This window comes from Staphylococcus pseudintermedius, assembly GCF_001792775.2.
GTDB lineage: Bacteria > Bacillota > Bacilli > Staphylococcales > Staphylococcaceae > Staphylococcus > Staphylococcus pseudintermedius.
Map to the genome: position 1 here is coordinate 123,035 of NZ_MLGE02000001.1, position 20,600 is coordinate 143,634.

A 20,600-nucleotide genomic window follows, 5' to 3' on the forward strand; every position below is an offset into this window, starting at 1 on the left:
CCAGTTTAAGAATACCTTTATCATGTGATTCTAAAGTATCCAGAGAATATCTGTATGCTTTGTATACCTATGGTTATGCATAAAAATCCCAGTGATAAAAGTATTTATCACTGGGATTTTTATGCCCTTTTGGGTTTTTGAATGGAGGAAAATCACATGAAAATTATTAATATTGGAGTTTTAGCTCATGTTGATGCAGGAAAAACTACCTTAACAGAAAGCTTATTATATAACAGTGGAGCGATTACAGAATTAGGAAGCGTGGACAAAGGTACAACGAGGACGGATAATACGCTTTTAGAACGTCAGAGAGGAATTACAATTCAGACAGGAATAACCTCTTTTCAGTGGGAAAATACGAAGGTGAACATCATAGACACGCCAGGACATATGGATTTCTTAGCAGAAGTATATCGTTCATTATCAGTTTTAGATGGGGCAATTCTACTGATTTCTGCAAAAGATGGCGTACAAGCACAAACTCGTATATTATTTCATGCACTTAGGAAAATGGGGATTCCCACAATCTTTTTTATCAATAAGATTGACCAAAATGGAATTGATTTATCAACGGTTTATCAGGATATTAAAGAGAAACTTTCTGCCGAAATTGTAATCAAACAGAAGGTAGAACTGTATCCTAATATGTGTGTGACGAACTTTACCGAATCTGAACAATGGGATACGGTAATAGAGGGAAACGATGACCTTTTAGAGAAATATATGTCCGGTAAATCATTAGAAGCATTGGAACTCGAACAAGAGGAAAGCATAAGATTTCAGAATTGTTCTCTGTTCCCTCTTTATCATGGAAGTGCAAAAAGTAATATAGGGATTGATAACCTTATAGAAGTTATTACTAATAAATTTTATTCATCAACACATCGAGGTCCGTCTGAACTTTGCGGAAATGTTTTCAAAATTGAATATACAAAAAAAAGACAACGTCTTGCATATATACGCCTTTATAGTGGAGTACTACATTTACGAGATTCGGTTAGAGTATCAGAAAAAGAAAAAATAAAAGTTACAGAAATGTATACTTCAATAAATGGTGAATTATGTAAGATTGATAGAGCTTATTCTGGAGAAATTGTTATTTTGCAAAATGAGTTTTTGAAGTTAAATAGTGTTCTTGGAGATACAAAACTATTGCCACAGAGAAAAAAGATTGAAAATCCGCACCCTCTACTACAAACAACTGTTGAACCGAGTAAACCTGAACAGAGAGAAATGTTGCTTGATGCCCTTTTGGAAATCTCAGATAGTGATCCGCTTCTACGATATTACGTGGATTCTACGACACATGAAATTATACTTTCTTTCTTAGGGAAAGTACAAATGGAAGTGATTAGTGCACTGTTGCAAGAAAAGTATCATGTGGAGATAGAACTAAAAGAGCCTACAGTCATTTATATGGAGAGACCGTTAAAAAATGCAGAATATACCATTCACATCGAAGTGCCGCCAAATCCTTTCTGGGCTTCCATTGGTTTATCTGTATCACCGCTTCCGTTGGGAAGTGGAATGCAGTATGAGAGCTCGGTTTCTCTTGGATACTTAAATCAATCATTTCAAAATGCAGTTATGGAAGGGATACGCTATGGTTGCGAACAAGGATTATATGGTTGGAATGTGACGGATTGTAAAATCTGTTTTAAGTACGGTTTATACTATAGCCCTGTTAGTACTCCAGCAGATTTTCGGATGCTTACTCCTATTGTACTGGAGCAAGCCTTTAGAAAAGCTGGAACAGAATTGTTAGAGCCATATCTTAGTTTTAAAGTTTATGCACCACAGGAATATCTTTCACGGGCATATAACGATGCTCCCAAATATTGTGCAAATATCGTAAATACTCAACTGAAAAATAATGAGGTCATTATTATTGGAGAAATTCCTGCTCGATGTATTCAAGATTATCGCAATGATTTAACTTTTTTTACAAATGGGCTTAGTGTTTGTTTAGCAGAGCTAAAAGGATATCAGGTTACCACTGGCGAACCTGTTTGCCAGACCCGTCGTCTAAATAGTCGGATAGATAAAGTAAGATATATGTTCAATAAAATAACTTAGTGCGTTTTATGTTGTTATATAAATATGGTTTCTTATTAAATAAGATGAAATATTCTTTAATATAGATTTGAATTAAAGTGGAAAGGAGGAGATTGTTATTATAAACTACAAGTGGATATTGTGTCCTATTTGTGGAAATAAAACAAGACTACGAATACGAGTGGATACTATACTTAAAAATTTCCCTTTATACTGCCCCAAATGTAAGAACGAAACTTTAATTAATGTTCAAAAAATGAATATAATAACAATCAAAGAGCCAGACGCCAAGACGCAGAGCCGATAATTTGAGAAATGAAACTCTCATCTTATCGGCTCTTTTTGTTTATCTGAATTTTACTGACTAGCCTTCAATATTTCTTGCTTCATTGATACCTTTTGCTAGTGCTTCCATTAAGGATAGTTCTTTGTCTGTAAAGCTATCCATGTATTTTTCTACCTGTAACCTTCGAGTGCTTTTAATCAAATTATCTGTAGGTAAGAAAAATTCATCAATAGATACATGGAGTAATGATACAAGATCATACAGCACTTGTGTACTTGGGTGTTGTCCTTTGTTTTCTATATTTGTTAAATAACGTGGGTCAATTTCAATCATTGTTCCCACTTGTTCACGAGTGAGACCCCGTTTCATTCGAGCCTCTTTAATCGCTAAACCAACGGCTCTAAAATCGTATTTATCTTCTTTTTTACGCATACTAAATCACCTCTATACATTTTACTGTTCCTATATAACCATAAACAGGTATAGAAAAACATGTTATATAGTTTATGAGTTCCTATAGAACACTGTGGAATTTATTAATGCGATGAATCCAATTTCAAATAGAAAGGTCGCTGATTTTATTTACCTATACAACTTTATAAAATTTAGTCATACTCCTAGAAAGTAGATAAAATTGGCGACTTAATGGAGGGAAAAGTCGCCATGAGAAAGATAATCTGTCATCTAGTTCTCTTAATTAAGTTCTTATCAAAAAAACTTATCCACCTGTACTGGATAGATATGACCATCAATGTGGTTTTGCAGATTACATAGATAGAAAAATCAAAGCATATGAACAGAGAAAACAATCTGTTTATGTGCTTTTTTGGTCACTTAATAAATATCTTTTAGGATTTCTCTTCATTTATGCAACAAATCCCCCTTTCGTGTCGGGGCTTAGTATGAAGGGAGATAAAGAAGCACATGCCACTCCCTTTCACGACAGAAAGGGGGTGAAAAGCATGAAACCATCTTCTTTTCAAGAAACCATAGAAAATCAGTTTGACTATATCTGCAAACAAGTTATTGAAGATGAACGAAAAGATTACTTCAAACATCTAGACAGACTATCAGCAAAAGAAGTCTCGTTTTCTGATATAGATAACTACCTTGTCAACTCTTTTTCTACTGTTGATACGTACGTCACTGATTTCCAACTATTTAAATTATTTGGATTAAGAATCAATGTTGAAAGTGATTTATTAAGTGAAGCCCTGCGTCATCTTTCAGAGAAAAAACGGAACATTATTTTACTTCATTACTTTATGGATATGAGTGATGTGGAGATTGCGGAGTTACTAAATTTGAATCGTTCGACTGTTTATCGTCATCGAATAAGTGGACTAGCCATGATTAAAGAATTCATGAAGGAGTGTAAAGAATGAAAACAGCTTATCCAAGGGTTCCCTTCCCCCTCATTGTAAAGGCGACAGATGGCGACGTGGAAGCAATTAATCAGATTGTTAAACATTATCGAGGGTATACCTCAAAACGTTCATTACGTCGCATGACAGACGAATATGGAAATTCTCATATGGTTATTGATGAAACCCTACGTGGCAGAATGGAAACGAAACTCATCTCTAAGATTTTATCGTTCGAAATTAAATAGTCCCATTTTTTCGTGGAAGCGTGTCGAATCGTATCCACGCTTCCCGATTTGGGAGGTTTGTTATTCCATCAAAGCATATTGTGTGTTCAGTAGGTTTTGATAGGCTAACAAGCCAAACGTTCTTTGACAACCAAATAAAGGCAATCGAATACGTTTCGGTAAGAAAAGAGCTGATGAACTAACACGCCATGACCTACAAAATTAGTGAGCGATTCATGTTAGTAATTCGAAAGTAATCTTTAGCAGGATTGCTGCCATGACTTTCTTATCGTGATAATGATACTCCCGTATAGCCATAGTCCGAGCGTTAGAAGCGTCACAGGCAATGGGTACGGCTACATGAGAACCATGCAGAAGTGAAATTCCTGTGAGCTTTGCTAGAGCTGTTCGATTGCTAAGATATTCTTCTCTTGTCAGTGTATTATTATAAAACTATTTGATATAATTATAGGTGAATATTGGAGTTTTCCTAGCCTATAATTGGGAAAGGAGTAATAATGATAACGGTCACAAAAAAGGATTTAGTTGAGCTAGGATATGGAACTTCTTTTTCAGCAGACATCATAAAAAAAGCAAAAGAATTGATGATTACAAAAGGGCATATCTACTATCAATCTCGAAAGCTAGATAGAGTCCCTCGTGAAGCTGTTGAAGAAATTCTAGGAATTCGGTTTTCAAATGAAAACAGGTCTGAGTAGTTTTTGCACAGTAAGGAGTAAAAACTATGGTTAAAGACCCAATAAAAAAAGCAAAGAATGGAACCTATTATTTTCGTGCAAATCTAGGTTATGATTCTAAAGGGAAAAAAATTCAAAAATATCGTAGTGGATTCACTACTAAAAAAGAAGCAAGAGAAGAATATTCGAAACTGCTATTGATGAAACCAGAAGAATTAAGTGAGAATAAGGATAAAATGACGTTTAAACATTATATCTTTGAAATTTTCCTTCCATGGTATAAGACACAGGTAAAGCTCAGAACATATGAAAATCGCTTACCAACTATTAAGAAGCATTTCTCTTATTTTGATAAAATGGCTGTTTCCGATATTGAGCCTATTGATGTGCAAAATTGGCAACTAAAATTATCAAAGAAGTGTAAGTCTTCTTATGTAAGAGCTGTTCAAGGACTATTTTCAGTTGCTATGGATCGAGCAATTGTCCTTGGGATAACCACCACAAATCCATCTAAGATTATTGGCAATGTGAAAAAGCAAAAGTCTAAAATTGAATTTTGGACAAAAGAAGAATTTGAAAAAGTAATCTCTCTAATTTACAAAGAAGATTACTATCAACACTTTTTATTTATCTCTCTGTGGTTTTTATTTATGACTGGAATGCGAATTGGTGAAGCTACTGCCATTCAATGGGAAGATATTGATTTTGACTCAGGAGTACTAACCATCAACAAAACACTCTATTACAAGAATCAATCGAATTATAGATTTGTTGAACCAAAAACAAAGGCGAGCGTTCGTCATATTGTATTAGATAAATGCACATTAACTTATTTATCCGAATGGAAGGAAGTACAACAAAATCTAATTCAGACAGACTTTGTAATGAGCTATAACGGTATTCCTACCCAAAAACATACACTATCATATGCTATTGAACGCTATGCTAAGCTGGCTGGTATCCATCGAATCAGAATCCATGGGTTACGGCATTCTCATGCTTCCTTGTTAATCAGTATGGGAGAAAATCCACTTATCATTAAAGATCGTCTAGGACACGAAGATATTGAGACGACTTTAGGAACGTATGGACATCTTTATCCTAACAGTAATTTCGAGGTAGCTAACAAATTAAATGGAGCCATTTCCTTTAAAGAAGCAAAACAAAATTATGATACTTCACCAAAGAATCAATTTACTGTAGACTACTTGCGAAACAAAGAAATGAAAAAAGTGCAATAAAAGTGCAGTAAAAAGATAAGAAGAGCCAGAAACCCTTGGTATAAGAGGATTTCTAGCTCTCCTACAACTATTCCCACTCGATGGTACTTGGGGGTTTTGATGTGATGTCATACACAATTCTGTTTACATGATCGACCTCATTCACGATACGTGTTGAGATTTTTTGTAAGACTTCCCAATCGATACGGGCAAAGTCACTTGTCATACCGTCGATAGATGTCACTGCTCGGATACCGACTGTGTAATCATACGTACGGTAGTCCCCCATCACACCTACTGAGCGGATGTCTGGTAACACAGTGAAGTATTGCCAAATTTCACGTTCTAAACCTTCTTCACGAATCACTTCACGTAAGATGGCATCTGATTCACGTACAATTTCCAATTTGTCTTCTGTAATTTCACCTAAGACACGGATACCTAAACCTGGTCCTGGGAAAGGCTGTCTCCATACTAAATGTTCTGGAATACCAAGTTCAATACCTAATGCACGGACCTCATCTTTAAATAATGTGTTGATTGGTTCGATTAATTCGAATTCCATATCTTCAGGCAAACCACCTACATTATGGTGTGATTTGATCGTTTGTGCTGTTTTTGTACCTGATTCAATGACATCTGTGTAAAGTGTACCTTGTGCTAAGAAATCCACACCTTTGAGTTTAGAGGCTTCGTCATCGAATACATAAACAAACTCGTTACCGATAATTTTGCGTTTCTGCTCTGGATCAGACACGCCTTTTAGTTTAGACATAAAACGGTCTTTTGCGTTAACACGGATGATATTCATGTTGAAACCTTCCGCAAACTGTTCCATGACCATGTCTCCTTCACCTTTACGTAATAAACCATGGTCTACAAAGATACATGTCAACTGATCACCAATTGCCTTGTGTAATAATACGGCTACGACTGATGAATCGACACCACCGCTCATTGCACAAAGGACGCGACGATCGCCAACTTTTTCTCGGATTTTTTCGATTTCGATATCGATAAAGTTTTCCATTGTCCATTCGCCTGTACATTCGCAAACACGGCGCACGAAGTTACGTAAAATGTCATTACCATACTCAGTATGACGGACTTCTGGGTGGAATTGCACACCATAGATGCGACGCTTTTTATCTTCAATGGCAGCGTATTGCGTACTAGGACTATCAGCAATCACTTCGAACCCTTCTGGAATTTCGATGACTTTATCTGAATGACTCATCCAAACAGTTTGCTCTTCTGGTAAACCGAAGAACAGTTCATCTGATTTGGCTTTGATCATCGCTTTACCATATTCGCGTTGGTTCGCACGTTCCACTCTACCGCCTAATATTTTAGTTGTAAGCTGCATACCATAACAAATACCTAATACAGGTACGCCTAAATGATATATTTCAGGGTCAATCGTAAACGCATCATCTTCATATACTGAGTTTGGACCACCTGATAAAATGATACCTTTTGGATTCATCTTTTTAATTTCTTCAATTGAAATCTCGTGGTCATGTAATTCGCTGTATACGCCCATTTCACGAATACGACGTGTAATTAATTGGTTGTATTGACTACCAAAATCGAGGACAAGAATCAGCTCTTGTTCTTTTGCCATTTCCATACTCTGTGTACTCCTTTATCAATTAGAATGAGTAGTTCGGTGACTCTTTAGTAATTTGAACATCATGTGGATGACTTTCTGCTAAACCTGCTGCACTCATTTTTGTAAATTGTGCTTCATCGCGTAATGCTTTCAAGTTCGCTGAGCCTGTATAACCCATACCACTCTTCACACCACCGATAAGTTGATAAATTGTATCAGCTAATGGTCCTTTGTAGTCGATACGGCCTTCTACACCTTCTGGCACGTATTTTTTAGGTGTTTTGTCTTCTTGGAAATAACGATCGTTTGAACCACTTTCCATCGCACCTAATGATCCCATACCACGGTAGACTTTATATTGACGTCCTTGGAACATTTCAACCATACCTGGGCTTTCTTCAGTACCAGCAAGTAAGCTACCTAACATGACTGCATGGCCACCTGCTGCTAATGCTTTCACGATGTCGCCTGAAAATTTAATACCACCGTCTGCAATGATCGTTTTACCGTGATTACGTGCTTCTGTCGCACAATCATAAATCGCTGTAATTTGAGGCACACCTACACCTGCAACGACACGTGTTGTACAGATTGAACCTGGTCCGATACCTACTTTAACAACGTCAGCACCTGCTTCAAACAATGCTTTTGTACCTGCTGCTGTCGCTACGTTACCTGCAACAACTGTAATTTCAGGGTATTTTTCTTTAATCGCTTTCACTTGATTAATGACACCTTGTGAATGACCGTGTGCTGTATCGATGACTAATGCATCCACGCCCGCTTCTACTAATTTTTGTGCACGGATGTCAGTGTCTTTTGCAATACCAATCGCTGCAGCTACAAGTAAACGACCATGCGCATCTTTTGCTGAGTATGGGTATTCGTGTACTTTTTCAATGTCTTTAATTGTGATTAATCCTTGTAATACACCATCTTCAACAAGCGGTAATTTTTCAATTTTGTGTGCTTGTAAAATTTCTTCCGCTTCTTGTAATGTTGTCCCAACTGGAGCTGTAACTAAATCTTCTTGTGTCATGACATCAGAAATTTTAATTGAAAAGTCTTCAATAAATCTCAAGTCACGGTTTGTCAGGATACCAACAAGTTTACGTGATGTTTTATCGTCGACGATAGGCACACCTGAAATACGGTATTTACCCATTAATGCTTCTGCTTCATAAACACTTTCTTCTGGTGTAAGGAAGAACGGATCTGTGATTACACCATTTTCTGAACGTTTAACTTTTTGTACTTCGTCTGCTTGGCGTTCGATGCTCATATTTTTGTGAATGACACCTAAACCACCTTGTCTTGCCATTGCAATCGCCATTTTAGACTCTGTAACTGTGTCCATTCCCGCTGAAATCACAGGGATGTTTAACTTGATTTTGTCTGATAACTCTACACTTAAGTCGACTTCTTTCGGTAATACATTTGATTCTGCTGGGATTAAAAGTACATCATCAAAAGTGAGTGCTTCTTTTACAAACTTGTTTTCCCACATCATTATTGACAGCCTCCATTCAATTTTCTACCTATTATTATTTCACATTTTCTTTGTTTTGTTGATAGTTTATACCATTAAAAAATAAATTCAAGATAATTGCTGAAACCGTACCTAACACGATACCGTTTTGTGTAAACCAAGCGAACTGATCGCCAAGCCCTTTGAATGCTTCTGGAACTGCTGTAATTCCTGCACCTAAACCAACTGAAATCGCGATAATCAATAAGTTGTTTTGGTCTTTAAAGTTAATATCAATCAAAATACGTACACCATAAGCCATCACCATACCAAACATTGCAAGCATAGCGCCACCGAGTACAGATAATGGAATAATGTTCGCGAGTGCGCCAAGTTTCGGAATACAGCCACAAATTACCAGTAAAATGACCATGCCGTAAATGACGTCGTTCTTTTTAACACCAGATAATGACACTAAACCGACATTTTGAGAATAAGCCGTATAAGGAAAGGCGTTAAAAATTGAACCTAATGTAATCGCAATCCCTTCAGCCATATAACCTTTTCTGAAATCTTTACGCTCGAGTTGCTTCCCTGTAATCTTACTCAAGGCGTGATAAACACCTGTAGATTCAATTAAGCTGACTAATGCGACGATGAAAAAGACAATCGTAGCACCAACATCAAAGGAAAAACCTGTGAATCTGAATGGCTTCGGTAATTCAAACCAGTTCGCTTGACCGACTTGTGCAACATCAACGAAACCAAACACACTCGCCAAAATCGTACCGAACACTAAGCCAAGTAAAATCGCAATCGACTTTAAAAACCCTTTTGCAAAACGTTGTAACACTAAAATCATCACAAGTGTCGCAAAACCGAGTAAAATATGTTTCGGATCACCGTAGTCTTTAGCGCCCTGTCCCCCTGCCATATAATTCATTGCAACGGGCATTAATGTAATTCCAATGATTGTCACGACACTTCCGGTAACGACTGGCGGAAACAGTTTAACTAATGATGCGAAAAACGGTGCGATGGCAATGACCAAAAGCCCTGATAAAAAGAGTGAACCGTATAACACATCGATGCCTTTCGTTTGGCCGATTAAAATCATAGGGGCAACTGCTGTAAAGGTACATCCTAAAACGACCGGCAAACCAATACCGATGCCGCGATAAACTTGAAGAAAGGTCGCCACACCACACATGAAAATATCCACTGTCACTAAGTACGCAATTTGTTCAGGTGTAAAGTTCAAACTTGTTCCTACTATTATAGGGACGAGAATGGCGCCTGCATACATCGCAAGTAAATGTTGTAAACTTAATAAAAATCGCTTCATGATTCTGTATCTCCCACTAATGTCACTTTGTTGCCTGTTAATGAAGCAACTTGGCATAACGATGACACTGTTAAGCCTGCCTCTTCTAAACGGGAGCGACCTTGTTGGAAACTTTTCTCTACTAAAATACCTACGCCGACTGTTGTTGCGCCAGCCTGTTCAACTAAGCGATGTAACCCTATTGCTGCTTCACCATTTGCTAAAAAGTCATCAATAATTAATACTTTATCATCTGCAGACAAAAACTCTTCCGAAACGATGACGGTGTTCGTTTTGTTTTTAGTAAACGAGTGCACATCTGTTTGGTAATAACCTGCATTCAACGTGCTCGGTTTCGCTTTTTTAGCAAATAGACAAGGTACATCAAAACGATAAGCCGCCATAATTGCGGGTGCAATACCCGATGCCTCAATAGTCAGAATTTTTGTCACACCTTGATCCACAAACTGTTCGTAAAAGGTTTGACCAATATCGTACATCAAAGCTGCATCAATTTGGTGGTTTAAAAATCCGTCAACTTTAAGAATCTTTTCATCAATCACGACGCCATCTTCAATGACCTTTCTTCTCAATGCGTCCACTCCAATTCCTCCTCGAAAAAGATATCAAAAAAACCCAAAACTAAAGAATAGCGTTTCAGGTATACGAGTAAGAGTCATACAATTGTAAAGTGGCACTATGTCACGTCTAAAGACCTATCGTAGTGATGCGCGGAATATGGATACCGTACATATACAGGCATTGATACAGCGCGTTACATATTACATAGATGTCCCATTACTCATAGTCATGTCGTTTAAGGCAACATGGTAGAAACTTCTAAAGCCATATTCTTCAGATTATATGAGCGTGATAAATTATTACATGATGATAGCAAATTTAAAGTACTTACGCAATACTATCGTACTAAATCAAGTGTTTTCAGAAATTTATGTAAATTCTTGCTTATTCATGCTGTAAACGCCATAATAAGAATGTAACCGTTTAACACGTAAAGAATACGGGTAGATAAATATAAAACATGAGCGGGAGGTTCATAGCATGACACTTTATAACATCTCAAAATGCGAAGTGAAACGAACTGAAGATGAAGCAGTTCAATATGTAGATCAATTATTAAAAGAAGGCGTTAAAGAAAATCAAATCGTTGTATTAAGCAAAGATAAACTTAACACAGATCGCTTTCACGATTCTCAAATTCAACATAAAACAACAACGGGTACGATTAGTGAGAAATTCATGCGCTTTTTCATTGGCGAAGATGGTGAAGAAGCTGCGTTAACAAAATTTGGTTTCTCTGACGAACAAAAAGAAGATCTGAAACAAGACATTTTAAATGACAAAATTGTGGTGATGGTTCAAGAACTGAAATATGGTCAAGAGGAATACGAAAACCATAATGTTGCGAACCAAAAACTGCAAGATAAACATGCCCCATCTGAACATCAAGGCGATATTGAGTAATCATTCACGCTTATCGATAGCTCTTACAACTTCATCCAAGATTTAAGTTAACTTTCGTACACCTCATTGTATCGAAAGGATTAAGTCTTGGGTGAAGTATTTATTTCTGGAAATTGAGTTTTGTCTCCCCCATTAATTGTGCTATTTCTCGCTCTATATATGCTATACTAAAGCCATTAAGAGAGGTGAAGTGACATGCATTTTGTACATATTCAATCAACCCAAGATCCATGGTATGTCCCGGCGTTAGCGTTTTACATGGATAAACTAGACCCCCTCGTAACAGAAGACGAGTCTGTATTTGAACAATCCTTAAAAACCGAAAAAACACAATACGATTTCGTATTTCTCGTAGGTATCGAAAACGATGAAGTTGTCAGTTTTGCGACAGCGCATTATGAAGCGACAACAAATGTAGGCTTTTTAGTCTATCTCGTGAGTGAGCACGGTGACAATTGTGAACAGTACCTTAAAGCGACACTTGAACAAATAGAAAAAGATGTGAATCAAATTTCTAATCAACTCCACGGCCGAGATGTGAATTTCTTCATGTTTGAGTCGACATTTGAATCACCCGACGTGGATACTGAGACAGCTGATAAAATTGCATTCCGTCGTCGCTTTTTAGTGCAACACGGTTATGAAAAACAAAGTGATATTACTTATTTACAACCTTCACTAAATCGCAATGGAAAGCCGGTACCGATGGAGTTGTATATTAAAGCGAATATTCCTCTAACGAAAGATATTTACGGCACGAGTATTAAATCTGCCTATATCATTAAATATGTTTTTGCGAACCGTATTCCAAGACATGTGATTTATCCCTTACTCGTTAAAATGGATTTGCGTAAAGAACCTTATGCCTAGGCCCTTGAAATCAACCGTTAAAGCCGTTACAATGATAGAGAGGTAAGACTGACGGTTCACTGAACGCACACTACCGACAGTCTAAAAACATGAGAGAAAGGACCTAATGGCATATGCTAACAAAAGAATTTGCTCAACGATCTGAGCTTAGTGAAAAACAAGTCCGTAAAATTGTCCAACATCTTGAAGAACGCGGCTATCATTTAAACAAGACTGAATATCGTGGACGTGAAGCGACAGACTTTAAAGAAGAAGATATCGAACTCTTCCAAGAAATTGCTGAACGTGTCGCACAAACGAATAGTTACGATCTTGCTTTCGAAGCGCTCGAAAAAGAAAAAGACTTTTTACAGGTCATCGTTAAGGAAAACGATCAACAACTACCTGCTGACCAACAAGTACCACAATTGATTCAAGAGTTGCGCCACGAAATTAATCAAATGCGTGAAGAACGTCAAATGTTAGGTCAAATGGTCTCACAAGTGCATCAACAACAAGAAGAGCTTAAAGCATTACATCAACAGTTACATACACAGTTGGAGACGAGCAACAAGTCTCTTGAAGCTTTAACTACTGCACAACAACAACAAACAGAGCAACTGTCAAAAACGCAAGAAACCATTGAAACCCAAACGAAAGAACATCAAGAGCTTGCGGAAACGATTCACCGCAACGAGAAAAAAGGTTTCTTCCAACGTTTATTTGGTGGTTAAGCAACATTGATAACAAGCTAAAAATGTAAAATTTGGATTTAACGTCCGTTTGAGTAATACTAATGAATCATTAATAAAAAAACATAAGCTAGGGGTGCTCGAGGTGAGCTGAGAAAGATGGTATCTTAACTCTTTGAACCTGACGTGGTTAGAACCAACGAAGGGAAGCGCAATATGATGACGAAATCGTCTCAAGATAAATGGCGAGTAGCCACATTATTCTAATCATATATGCTTTCCTCTTGCATCCTTTTATGCAGGAGGTCTTTTTTTATGAAACAAACGCTGATTATTGGTGCAGGTGTTATGGGATTATCTATTGCACGCCAACTCAATTCCAAACATCGTCATATCCGTATCATTGATCGCTCCACCCCACGAATGAACGCGTCTTATGCTGCGGGTGGTATGTTAGGTGCACAAAATGAATTTTTTGAAGATACCCCACTTTATCGACTTGCAATGAAAAGTCGTGCGATGATGCCTGAATTAGCCCAAGCCTTGGAGCGCGAAACGGGGGTTCATATCGAATATCAACAGCACGGACTCATCAAAGTCGCTTCTCAACCTCAAGATGTCCAAGCCGTCCATCAACAGTATGAATTTTTACACCATCACGATCACACTGTCACTCAACTGTCGACGGAACAATTAACGCAACGGTTTCCCCATCTCGATCCATCACAAAGTGCCGCGTTCAAAATTCAAGACGACGGCCAAATTAATGCAAACCTTTACACACAGGCGCTTATTGCTTCGGTCATGCAACGTTCCCATATTGAATTAATGACGCATACGGAGGTTTACTCATTACAGCACCTCCATTACTGTTACCGTGTTGAGACGTCAAAAGGCACGTTTGAAGCTGACGAACTCATTATTGCAGCTGGTGCATGGAGTGGCGCATTGCTTCAACAGTTAGGGTTCGAATTACCGACGCATCCTGTTAAAGGTGATGTTAAATTGATTGCGTCTGATTACGCCGGTTTAAAAGAAACGATTTTTAATATGAACGGTTGTTACATCGTCCCAAAATTGCCGAATCGCTTCTTAATTGGTGCAACATCCGATTATGATTGTTGGGACACTGAAAACAATGACGACAACCTTGCTTGGCTTGATCACGAAAGTGTGAACATGATTCCCGCATTACGATCACACCATGTCATTAAAACTTGGACAGGGATTCGCCCCATTACAGAAGATGAAATCCCTATTATGGGCGAAATTGCACCTCAACTTTTCGTGACGACAGGGCATTATCGTAACGGAATTTTACTGTCACCCATTGCTGGTCAACTGATGGCGCAACTCGTTGATGAAGATAGCGAAGCCCGACATCAGCTTGCTCCATTTAGACCTAAAATAAAACAAATATAAAAAATATATCTTGATTTTATGTTTCCTTACTATTATCCTATTATAGAAGTCGGAATTAAAAAGGAAGCGTATTTATGTCTATTTTTTTAGTGATTATTAATTTAATTATTTTTCTTCTCGCCTTATTAAGCCTGTGGGTGATGGCGAAAAAACATGTCAAATTCCCTAAACGCGTGTTCTTTGCACTTGGTTTAGGTATCGTATTAGGCCTCCTACTCCACCTTGTTTATGGTGTTGAAGGCACAGTCACATCTCAAACAACGGATTGGGTCGGCTTAATTGGGAATGGGTATATTGCATTGCTACAAATGATTGTCATTCCACTTATTTTTGTTTCTATCGTCGCGGCATTTACGAAAATTGAAATTGGAGAAAAGTTTGCTAAAGTCGGCAGCTTCATCTTCATGTTTTTGATTGGTACCGTAACAATTGCAGCGATGATCGGTATTATCTATGCACTCGCATTCAATTTAGATGCTTCAAGTATTGACTTAGGGCAGGCAGAAAACGCTCGTAGCGCCGAAATTGCTGATAAAGCAAAAGGGCTGACTGCGACAACATTACCAACACAAATTTTAGAATTGTTACCGTCAAATCCATTTTTAGATTTCACTGGTGCACGTGCAACTTCTACTATTGCAGTCGTGATCTTTGCCGCATTTGTAGGCTTTGCATTTTTACGTGTCGCACGTAAACAACCTGAAAATGGTCAAACTTTAAAACGCGGTATTGATGCCATTTACGCACTTGTCATGGCTATCGTAACATTTGTTTTACGCCTAACGCCTTATGGGATTTTAGCGATTATGATTAACACGATTGCGACGAGTGATTTTGCTGCGATATGGACTCTCGGTAAGTTCGTGATTGCGTCCTATGCAGCACTCATTACAATGTACATCATTCACTTAATCATTTTGGCCGTTATTGGTGTCAATCCAGTACAGTATGTGAAGAAAACAGCCGAAGTGATTTTATTCGCATTCACTTCACGCTCAAGTGCCGGTACATTGCCACTCAACGTACAAGCGCAAACGAATCGTCTAGGTGTGCCTCAAGCTATCGCAAACTTCTCGGGCTCATTTGGACTATCTATCGGACAAAATGGCTGTGCGGGAATCTACCCTGCCATGCTCGCGATTATGGTCGCACCTGTCGCGGGTGTTGAAGTGAATCTACAATTTATCGTGACAGTCATCATCGTTGTCGTGTTAAGTTCATTCGGTGTAGCAGGTGTAGGGGGCGGTGCAACATTCGCTTCAATCCTGGTCTTATCTGCATTGAACTTGCCGGTTGGCCTTGCGGGTGTCCTCATTTCAGTCGAACCATTGATTGATATGGGTCGTACAGCACTTAACGTGAATGACTCTATCTTAGCGGGTACAGGCACTGCTAAACTGACAAAACAACTCGATGAAGATGTTTTCAATTCCAATCATATGGACGAATTAACAGCACAACATTAAGCGATTGTATGTCAATACAAAAAAACGGCAAACGTCATTACAGGGGGTATCCTTCCATGAGGTTTGCCGTTTTCTTATTATTTGATGGATGTCTTTATACGTTTTGCGCCTCTTTTTTAAGTAAATCGACTTGAATGATTTCGTCACATTGTTGCGCGAGCGTTAAATCATGCGTCGCGATAATGAGTGTGCGCGTATCGTCGACCATATCAAATAACAGTTCCATCACTTTTTGCCCATTTCCTTCATCTAAAGAACCCGTGGGCTCATCTGCTAAAATGAGTCTTGGTTGTTTCAATATCAAACGGGCAAGGGCGACACGCTGCTGTTCGCCTCCACTTAATGTCGCGACTTTACGCTTATGATTCATATCAATCCCAACCTTTTGTAAACATTGCGTTTTCAATTGTTGGCGTTCTGATTTGGATACTTTCTTGAAAGCGAGTGCCATATCGAGATTTTGATGAATCGTCATAGATTCAACGAGCCCATAGTTTTGAAAAACATAGCCGAGTACATCTCGATAAAAGCGATAATCATTCTTTAATGGACGATGATCGAATCGCACCTCACCTTGTTTCAACGTTTCGAATCCTGCAATCGCGTTCAGTAAAGTGGATTTCCCTGATCCACTATGACCAATCAACGCATAAGACTTCCCCGGTTCAAATGTCAAATTCACATTGTCAAAAATCGTGCGTTTCCCTTTTTGAATCGTTACATTGTTTAATTCAATCATTCTTTCTTCTTCACCTCTTTAGGCCATTTTGAAAGGTCATGAATATACTCTATTTGAAAGACGTATTTACCTTTGTGAATCACTTTTACATGATCAGACTGGGCATCATATCCACCGAAATTTAAACGATATTTGAGTGGTTCTCCCGATTCGTCATACGCTTGAATATCCACATACGTTTGTGTTCCTAATGGTACCACCGCATAAGACGTCTCCTTCTTTAAAAACGGATTAAAGTAATCAACGTACGTCAGACGTACAAAAGATAAAAATAGAACACACGCGATTACGATAACTGCAATCGAAATCAGCATATTTTTCTTCAATATTTAAGCCTCCCTAATCAATGCATTGAATTGTTTTTCTAAATAATGGATGTAAGCCCATTGAATAACGATTTGAAACAGCAAAATCACACCAAATATCCATAGCACATTGCCATTTTGTGTCTTTTCAAATAAGAACGCGCCAATAAGAGCAGTAAATAAACCATTTAATATGATGTAGTTGCGATAGTTTTGCCAACGTCTGAAGCCAAACATTTTTCGCATAAGTAACCATTGACGATGCTGCTCAAAGTAATGCAATACATCTAATAGCGTCACGATACACAAAACTGCCATGGCGATTGCACTAGAAAAGCTATACACCATCCATTTCGTTTGTGCTTCTCGATACTTTTTCATAACGCTGTCTTTATAATTGGTTACGCCTTGCACGTCATCCTTCAAATTAAAGCGGTCGATATTACGGACAATATTTTCATAATTTTTAAAAATCAATTCACCTTGTGATAATGTGGCATAATAAAAATCATCCGTTAAGTCTTTGGCATTTAACATTAAAATCGCAGGCGACTTCATATAGGTTGTCGACAATCCCGTACGTACATCAAAGGCGTAAATGTCGTAAGGATTTTTCAACTGCGTCACTTGCACCTTTGTCTTTGATTCTGGATTTGGAAGTTGATAGTTCACCCAATCCTGAAAATCTGCACGTATGGCTGAGGTTTCATTTTTAGCTTGAGGAGGTAGATACAACTCTATTTGCCCAGGTCGGTCTTCTAAATTCGGTAAATCTCGCAATTGAGACTTAAAAAAATCAACAAAGTTTTGATTGACAAACAGCACATTTCCTTCTTCTGGCGTATAATTTGTTTGACTTGGTTCATACAATACATTTTGATTCATCAATAATGCTTGTTCATGTTGCTCACTGTATACAACCATTTGGTGATATCGTTTCGCAAATTCCATTTCTTCGTTCATACTACGCCGTATGGGTTTCAAGTCAATTGTGTAATAATCATCCAACTTGCCCCACCATGTTTCTGTTTCTTGTATTTGTTCTAACTTTTTCATTTGATTAAGATTCGGCAAAATAAGGAGTGTGAGTAATACTAACATACTCAACTTAGAGATATGATTCATTGCACGTAACAGACGATAGGGTTTGAGCCCTTTTATCATCAATGGAATATCTATCCGGATAAGTAAGATACAAGACAGTAACGAACTGATAGATAAAGTCATCCAAAATAAAATATCCGCTACGATGAGACGACTTACAAAATATTCGAGTTGACCGTCCAATCCTAACCATTTCAACAATCCTATCGAAAAGAGTCCGACGCTTATAGCTAATGCCAACCATCTGATAGTAGTTTTTTTAATATTCAGAAAAAATATATTAAAAAAGCGATAACCATGTAAACGCATCGTCGCATACGTTTTAAAATTTCGACTCCGATAATGCAAATGGTACAACAAATAGATAATAAGTAATGTCACAAATGGAAGCAGTAGGCCTCGATTAATGAGCACATCCCCATAGATCATCCATGATTGTACAGATCCCATCCTCACCTTTAGACCGACACTTTCTAAAGCTACTTTTAATTGTTCCTTATTACCAATATCATCTAATATGAAATAATCACCACGTACATCTCGCTGCATCAGTTGATCATGCGTTAAATGATGGTAACTATATGTCGTATTCATCGGCGCAATCGTATGATGATTGGCTTTCTCATTAAACGCATAAATCGCTTTATCGACTTGATGTTCTTTATGATCGATAACGACTTTAAAAATCGCAATATCTGTGTCTTTCGCAACCTTCTCAAACTTCTCAAAAACTTCTGCTTTTGAATGTTGGTAGTCCCAACTTTCAACTTCAAGCATCACACGACTTCCAGTAAGTATTTCACTATCCTCTTCGTACAGTACAAGAATTAAAAATAAGCTTATTAGTGTGAGCGTGACCACATCTAATAAGTGTTTCATCCACTTCATTGCTCACCTCCAAAAAGTCACTTACTCGTAGTCACAACATAAAAACACTTCATTGTTGCCCTACACTTTTATCATAATGAAATTAAATTTAAAAAACAACTCATTTTCATCTCTATACGACAAAAAGTTTCATGGATAAAACAAGTGAGGAAAAGTGGATATAAAGATTCAAATATTATCCTTTTTCATGAAGTGAGATTGCAACTCAAAATAAAAAGAGGCCGAGTAACCTGTCCCAACCTCTGTTTTAATTATTATTATTTCTTGTTAAATCCTGACATTTGCAACCAATCATTCATTTCTAATCGTTGCTTGCTACTCATAAAGCCAGCAATTTGTTCAGACCACGTTTCATCACGTTTACCTTGTGTACGTTCTTGATAATATTGAGAAATCGTTTGGTCATACGCTTCAATTTGTTCAGACAATTCAGCATCGTCTTGATTGTACGTATCTACATGAAAGACATGCGATAATGGAAGGCGCGGTTTAGGTGAACCATTTTCGTCATCTGCCGGCTCTCCAATGGCCATACCGAATAATGGGAAGACGTGTTCAGGTAAATTTAAAATTTCGCGTACCCGTTGCACATCGTTACGTAATGAACCGAGATATACAATGCCGTAACCCATATCTTCAGCCGTTAATGCAATATTTTGCGCCGCTAATGCCGCGTCAACTGTACCGACTAATAACCCTTCAGCCGATTCAAAGCTCGCTGCCATGTCTGCTTTCGATTTTTCATTAACCAACTGGTGGCGATGGTAATCAATCACATAAACGAGCAAGTACCCATTTTCAACGACATAAGGCTGACCTGAGACTTCTCTAAGTGCCTCTTTCTTTTCAATAGATTCTACCCCAATAAATGATGTCGTTTGTAAAAAACTCGATGTCGATGCCATTTGTCCTGCTTCGATTAACTTTTTGATTATTTCTCGATCAATTGGTGTTTGCTTAAATTTTCGAACTGAATGGTGACGTTTCGCCAAATCATACACATATTCTGACATAAAAACACTCCTAACATCCTTTTCTCTATCGTAACATTTGCCCTACTAAAACGCATGATTCGTGCATGCTTCCTAGCTATCATACTCGTACTTTATTAAATTAGCGAAAATCACATCTGTTATGACAACATCAACAAAGTGCTTTCTATATTTACCCTTTAATTGAGAATGAAAGCATATAAATGATATTCAAATCTTTTATCAATTAACTTATTTCCATTTTTATTTCCAATACATCGTCTGCTTTATTAACTTTACTAAAATGAGAAAATAATGCGTATCAATCACCAAATGTGACCGAATTGTGATCAAAAAGTGGCCTTTTTACTGTATTTATGCTTTATTGCACCTATAACATCAAAACCGCTATTAATGATGAAAGC

Annotated in this window: 21 protein-coding genes and 2 riboswitches; of the genes, 12 read left to right on the top strand and 9 right to left on the bottom strand. The window is 37.7% G+C overall.

What is annotated here, in order from left to right; all coding sequences use genetic code 11:
• Positions 1-54 precede the first annotated feature (54 nt).
• From BJK46_RS00635 to BJK46_RS00645, 3 genes are all read left to right on the top strand, one after another.
• A complete protein-coding gene (locus BJK46_RS00635; protein WP_011058339.1) occupies positions 55-141 on the top strand; it encodes a tetracycline resistance determinant leader peptide in 87 nt (28 codons plus the stop codon).
• Positions 142-156: 15 nt separating this feature from the next.
• On the top strand, positions 157-2,076 hold the full coding sequence (gene tet(M) / locus BJK46_RS00640) for a tetracycline resistance ribosomal protection protein Tet(M) (RefSeq protein WP_000691737.1): 1,920 nt from the start codon (positions 157-159) through the stop codon (positions 2,074-2,076).
• A 118-nt stretch (positions 2,077-2,194) separates the two neighbouring features.
• Positions 2,195-2,362, top strand: coding sequence for a cysteine-rich KTR domain-containing protein (locus tag BJK46_RS00645; RefSeq protein ID WP_001803271.1), 168 nt, complete (start codon positions 2,195-2,197; stop codon positions 2,360-2,362).
• A gap of 57 nt (positions 2,363-2,419) precedes the next feature.
• Here the strand turns inward: BJK46_RS00645 and BJK46_RS00650 are convergent, their stop codons facing one another.
• The gene (locus BJK46_RS00650; protein ID WP_001227350.1) at positions 2,420-2,773 is read right to left on the bottom strand and encodes a helix-turn-helix domain-containing protein; all 354 of its coding nucleotides are present in this window, start codon (positions 2,771-2,773) and stop codon (positions 2,420-2,422) included.
• Between the two features lie 530 nt (positions 2,774-3,303).
• On the opposite strand from BJK46_RS00650, the gene BJK46_RS00660 reads away from it, so the two are divergent.
• From BJK46_RS00660 to BJK46_RS00680, 4 genes are all read left to right on the top strand, one after another.
• Positions 3,304-3,726, top strand: coding sequence for an RNA polymerase sigma factor (locus tag BJK46_RS00660; protein WP_000804879.1), 423 nt, complete (start codon positions 3,304-3,306; stop codon positions 3,724-3,726).
• Entirely contained in the window at positions 3,723-3,953 is a 231-nt protein-coding gene (locus BJK46_RS00665; protein ID WP_000845143.1) for a helix-turn-helix domain-containing protein, read from the top strand. Before BJK46_RS00660 ends, BJK46_RS00665 begins: the two co-directional genes overlap by 4 nt.
• 497 nt (positions 3,954-4,450) lie before the next feature.
• On the top strand, positions 4,451-4,651 hold the full coding sequence (locus tag BJK46_RS00675) for a DUF3173 family protein (RefSeq protein ID WP_000633907.1): 201 nt from the start codon (positions 4,451-4,453) through the stop codon (positions 4,649-4,651).
• A 26-nt stretch (positions 4,652-4,677) separates the two neighbouring features.
• The gene (locus BJK46_RS00680; RefSeq protein ID WP_000237797.1) at positions 4,678-5,871 is read left to right on the top strand and encodes a site-specific integrase; all 1,194 of its coding nucleotides are present in this window, start codon (positions 4,678-4,680) and stop codon (positions 5,869-5,871) included.
• Between the two features lie 67 nt (positions 5,872-5,938).
• Here the strand turns inward: BJK46_RS00680 and guaA are convergent, their stop codons facing one another.
• Genes guaA through xpt form a run of 4 tightly spaced genes read right to left on the bottom strand, consistent with a single transcriptional unit; the run spans position 5,939 to position 10,856 of the window.
• Positions 5,939-7,480 carry a glutamine-hydrolyzing GMP synthase gene (gene guaA / locus BJK46_RS00685; RefSeq protein WP_014614896.1) on the bottom strand — a complete coding sequence of 514 codons (1,542 nt, stop codon included), beginning with the start codon at positions 7,478-7,480 and terminating at the stop codon, positions 5,939-5,941.
• A 22-nt stretch (positions 7,481-7,502) separates the two neighbouring features.
• The gene (guaB, locus tag BJK46_RS00690) at positions 7,503-8,969 is read right to left on the bottom strand and encodes an IMP dehydrogenase (RefSeq protein WP_014614897.1); all 1,467 of its coding nucleotides are present in this window, start codon (positions 8,967-8,969) and stop codon (positions 7,503-7,505) included.
• A gap of 37 nt (positions 8,970-9,006) precedes the next feature.
• Positions 9,007-10,275 (bottom strand): xanthine permease PbuX, encoded by a 1,269-nt coding sequence (pbuX, locus tag BJK46_RS00695; protein ID WP_020220270.1) that lies wholly within the window; start codon positions 10,273-10,275, stop codon positions 9,007-9,009.
• Entirely contained in the window at positions 10,272-10,856 is a 585-nt protein-coding gene (gene xpt, locus BJK46_RS00700; RefSeq protein WP_014614899.1) for a xanthine phosphoribosyltransferase, read from the bottom strand. Before xpt ends, pbuX begins: the two co-directional genes overlap by 4 nt.
• Positions 10,857-11,039: 183 nt before the next feature.
• A riboswitch (purine riboswitch) is annotated at positions 11,040-11,142 on the bottom strand.
• Positions 11,143-11,316: 174 nt separating this feature from the next.
• Here xpt and BJK46_RS00705 point away from each other — a divergent pair.
• From BJK46_RS00705 to BJK46_RS00725, 5 genes are all read left to right on the top strand, one after another.
• Positions 11,317-11,739, top strand: coding sequence for a general stress protein (locus tag BJK46_RS00705; protein WP_014614900.1), 423 nt, complete (start codon positions 11,317-11,319; stop codon positions 11,737-11,739).
• 195 nt (positions 11,740-11,934) lie between these two features.
• Positions 11,935-12,609: a hypothetical protein gene (locus BJK46_RS00710; protein ID WP_015728533.1), complete on the top strand. Its 675-nt coding sequence runs from the start codon at positions 11,935-11,937 to the stop codon at positions 12,607-12,609.
• Between the two features lie 113 nt (positions 12,610-12,722).
• The gene (locus BJK46_RS00715) at positions 12,723-13,322 is read left to right on the top strand and encodes a hypothetical protein (protein WP_014614902.1); all 600 of its coding nucleotides are present in this window, start codon (positions 12,723-12,725) and stop codon (positions 13,320-13,322) included.
• 80 nt (positions 13,323-13,402) lie between these two features.
• Positions 13,403-13,505, top strand: a riboswitch (TPP riboswitch).
• Between the two features lie 90 nt (positions 13,506-13,595).
• The gene (gene thiO / locus BJK46_RS00720; protein ID WP_015728532.1) at positions 13,596-14,702 is read left to right on the top strand and encodes a glycine oxidase ThiO; all 1,107 of its coding nucleotides are present in this window, start codon (positions 13,596-13,598) and stop codon (positions 14,700-14,702) included.
• A gap of 74 nt (positions 14,703-14,776) precedes the next feature.
• Complete coding sequence (locus BJK46_RS00725) at positions 14,777-16,168, top strand: L-cystine transporter (protein ID WP_015728531.1); 1,392 nt, start codon at positions 14,777-14,779, stop codon at positions 16,166-16,168.
• A 94-nt stretch (positions 16,169-16,262) separates the two neighbouring features.
• Here the strand turns inward: BJK46_RS00725 and BJK46_RS00730 are convergent, their stop codons facing one another.
• The 4 genes from BJK46_RS00730 to nfsA all read right to left on the bottom strand — a co-directional run bounded on the left by BJK46_RS00730 (position 16,263) and on the right by nfsA (position 20,217).
• Positions 16,263-16,907 (bottom strand): ATP-binding cassette domain-containing protein, encoded by a 645-nt coding sequence (locus BJK46_RS00730; RefSeq protein ID WP_015728530.1) that lies wholly within the window; start codon positions 16,905-16,907, stop codon positions 16,263-16,265.
• Positions 16,904-17,233: a YxeA family protein gene (locus tag BJK46_RS00735; protein ID WP_015728529.1), complete on the bottom strand. Its 330-nt coding sequence runs from the start codon at positions 17,231-17,233 to the stop codon at positions 16,904-16,906. The genes BJK46_RS00730 and BJK46_RS00735 overlap by 4 nt, the downstream gene beginning before the upstream one ends.
• Positions 17,234-17,236: 3 nt before the next feature.
• Positions 17,237-19,204, bottom strand: coding sequence for a DUF1430 domain-containing protein (locus BJK46_RS00740; RefSeq protein WP_015728528.1), 1,968 nt, complete (start codon positions 19,202-19,204; stop codon positions 17,237-17,239).
• A 257-nt stretch (positions 19,205-19,461) separates the two neighbouring features.
• Entirely contained in the window at positions 19,462-20,217 is a 756-nt protein-coding gene (gene nfsA / locus BJK46_RS00745; protein ID WP_015728527.1) for an oxygen-insensitive NADPH nitroreductase, read from the bottom strand.
• Positions 20,218-20,600: the final 383 nt, after the last annotated feature.

Coding starts and splice junctions, on each gene's coding strand:
- BJK46_RS00635 (WP_011058339.1), top strand. CDS start 55: ATGCTTTGTATACCTATGGTTATGCATAAAAATCCCAGTGATAAAAGT.
- BJK46_RS00650 (WP_001227350.1), bottom strand. CDS start 2,773: ATGCGTAAAAAAGAAGATAAATACGATTTTAGAGCCGTTGGTTTAGCG.
- BJK46_RS00660 (WP_000804879.1), top strand. CDS start 3,304: ATGAAACCATCTTCTTTTCAAGAAACCATAGAAAATCAGTTTGACTAT.
- BJK46_RS00665 (WP_000845143.1), top strand. CDS start 3,723: ATGAAAACAGCTTATCCAAGGGTTCCCTTCCCCCTCATTGTAAAGGCG.
- BJK46_RS00675 (WP_000633907.1), top strand. CDS start 4,451: ATGATAACGGTCACAAAAAAGGATTTAGTTGAGCTAGGATATGGAACT.
- BJK46_RS00680 (WP_000237797.1), top strand. CDS start 4,678: ATGGTTAAAGACCCAATAAAAAAAGCAAAGAATGGAACCTATTATTTT.
- guaA (WP_014614896.1), bottom strand. CDS start 7,480: ATGGAAATGGCAAAAGAACAAGAGCTGATTCTTGTCCTCGATTTTGGT.
- guaB (WP_014614897.1), bottom strand. CDS start 8,969: ATGTGGGAAAACAAGTTTGTAAAAGAAGCACTCACTTTTGATGATGTA.
- pbuX (WP_020220270.1), bottom strand. CDS start 10,275: ATGAAGCGATTTTTATTAAGTTTACAACATTTACTTGCGATGTATGCA.
- BJK46_RS00705 (WP_014614900.1), top strand. CDS start 11,317: ATGACACTTTATAACATCTCAAAATGCGAAGTGAAACGAACTGAAGAT.
- BJK46_RS00710 (WP_015728533.1), top strand. CDS start 11,935: ATGCATTTTGTACATATTCAATCAACCCAAGATCCATGGTATGTCCCG.
- BJK46_RS00715 (WP_014614902.1), top strand. CDS start 12,723: ATGCTAACAAAAGAATTTGCTCAACGATCTGAGCTTAGTGAAAAACAA.
- thiO (WP_015728532.1), top strand. CDS start 13,596: ATGAAACAAACGCTGATTATTGGTGCAGGTGTTATGGGATTATCTATT.
- BJK46_RS00725 (WP_015728531.1), top strand. CDS start 14,777: ATGTCTATTTTTTTAGTGATTATTAATTTAATTATTTTTCTTCTCGCC.
- BJK46_RS00730 (WP_015728530.1), bottom strand. CDS start 16,907: ATGATTGAATTAAACAATGTAACGATTCAAAAAGGGAAACGCACGATT.
- BJK46_RS00740 (WP_015728528.1), bottom strand. CDS start 19,204: ATGAAGTGGATGAAACACTTATTAGATGTGGTCACGCTCACACTAATA.
- nfsA (WP_015728527.1), bottom strand. CDS start 20,217: ATGTCAGAATATGTGTATGATTTGGCGAAACGTCACCATTCAGTTCGA.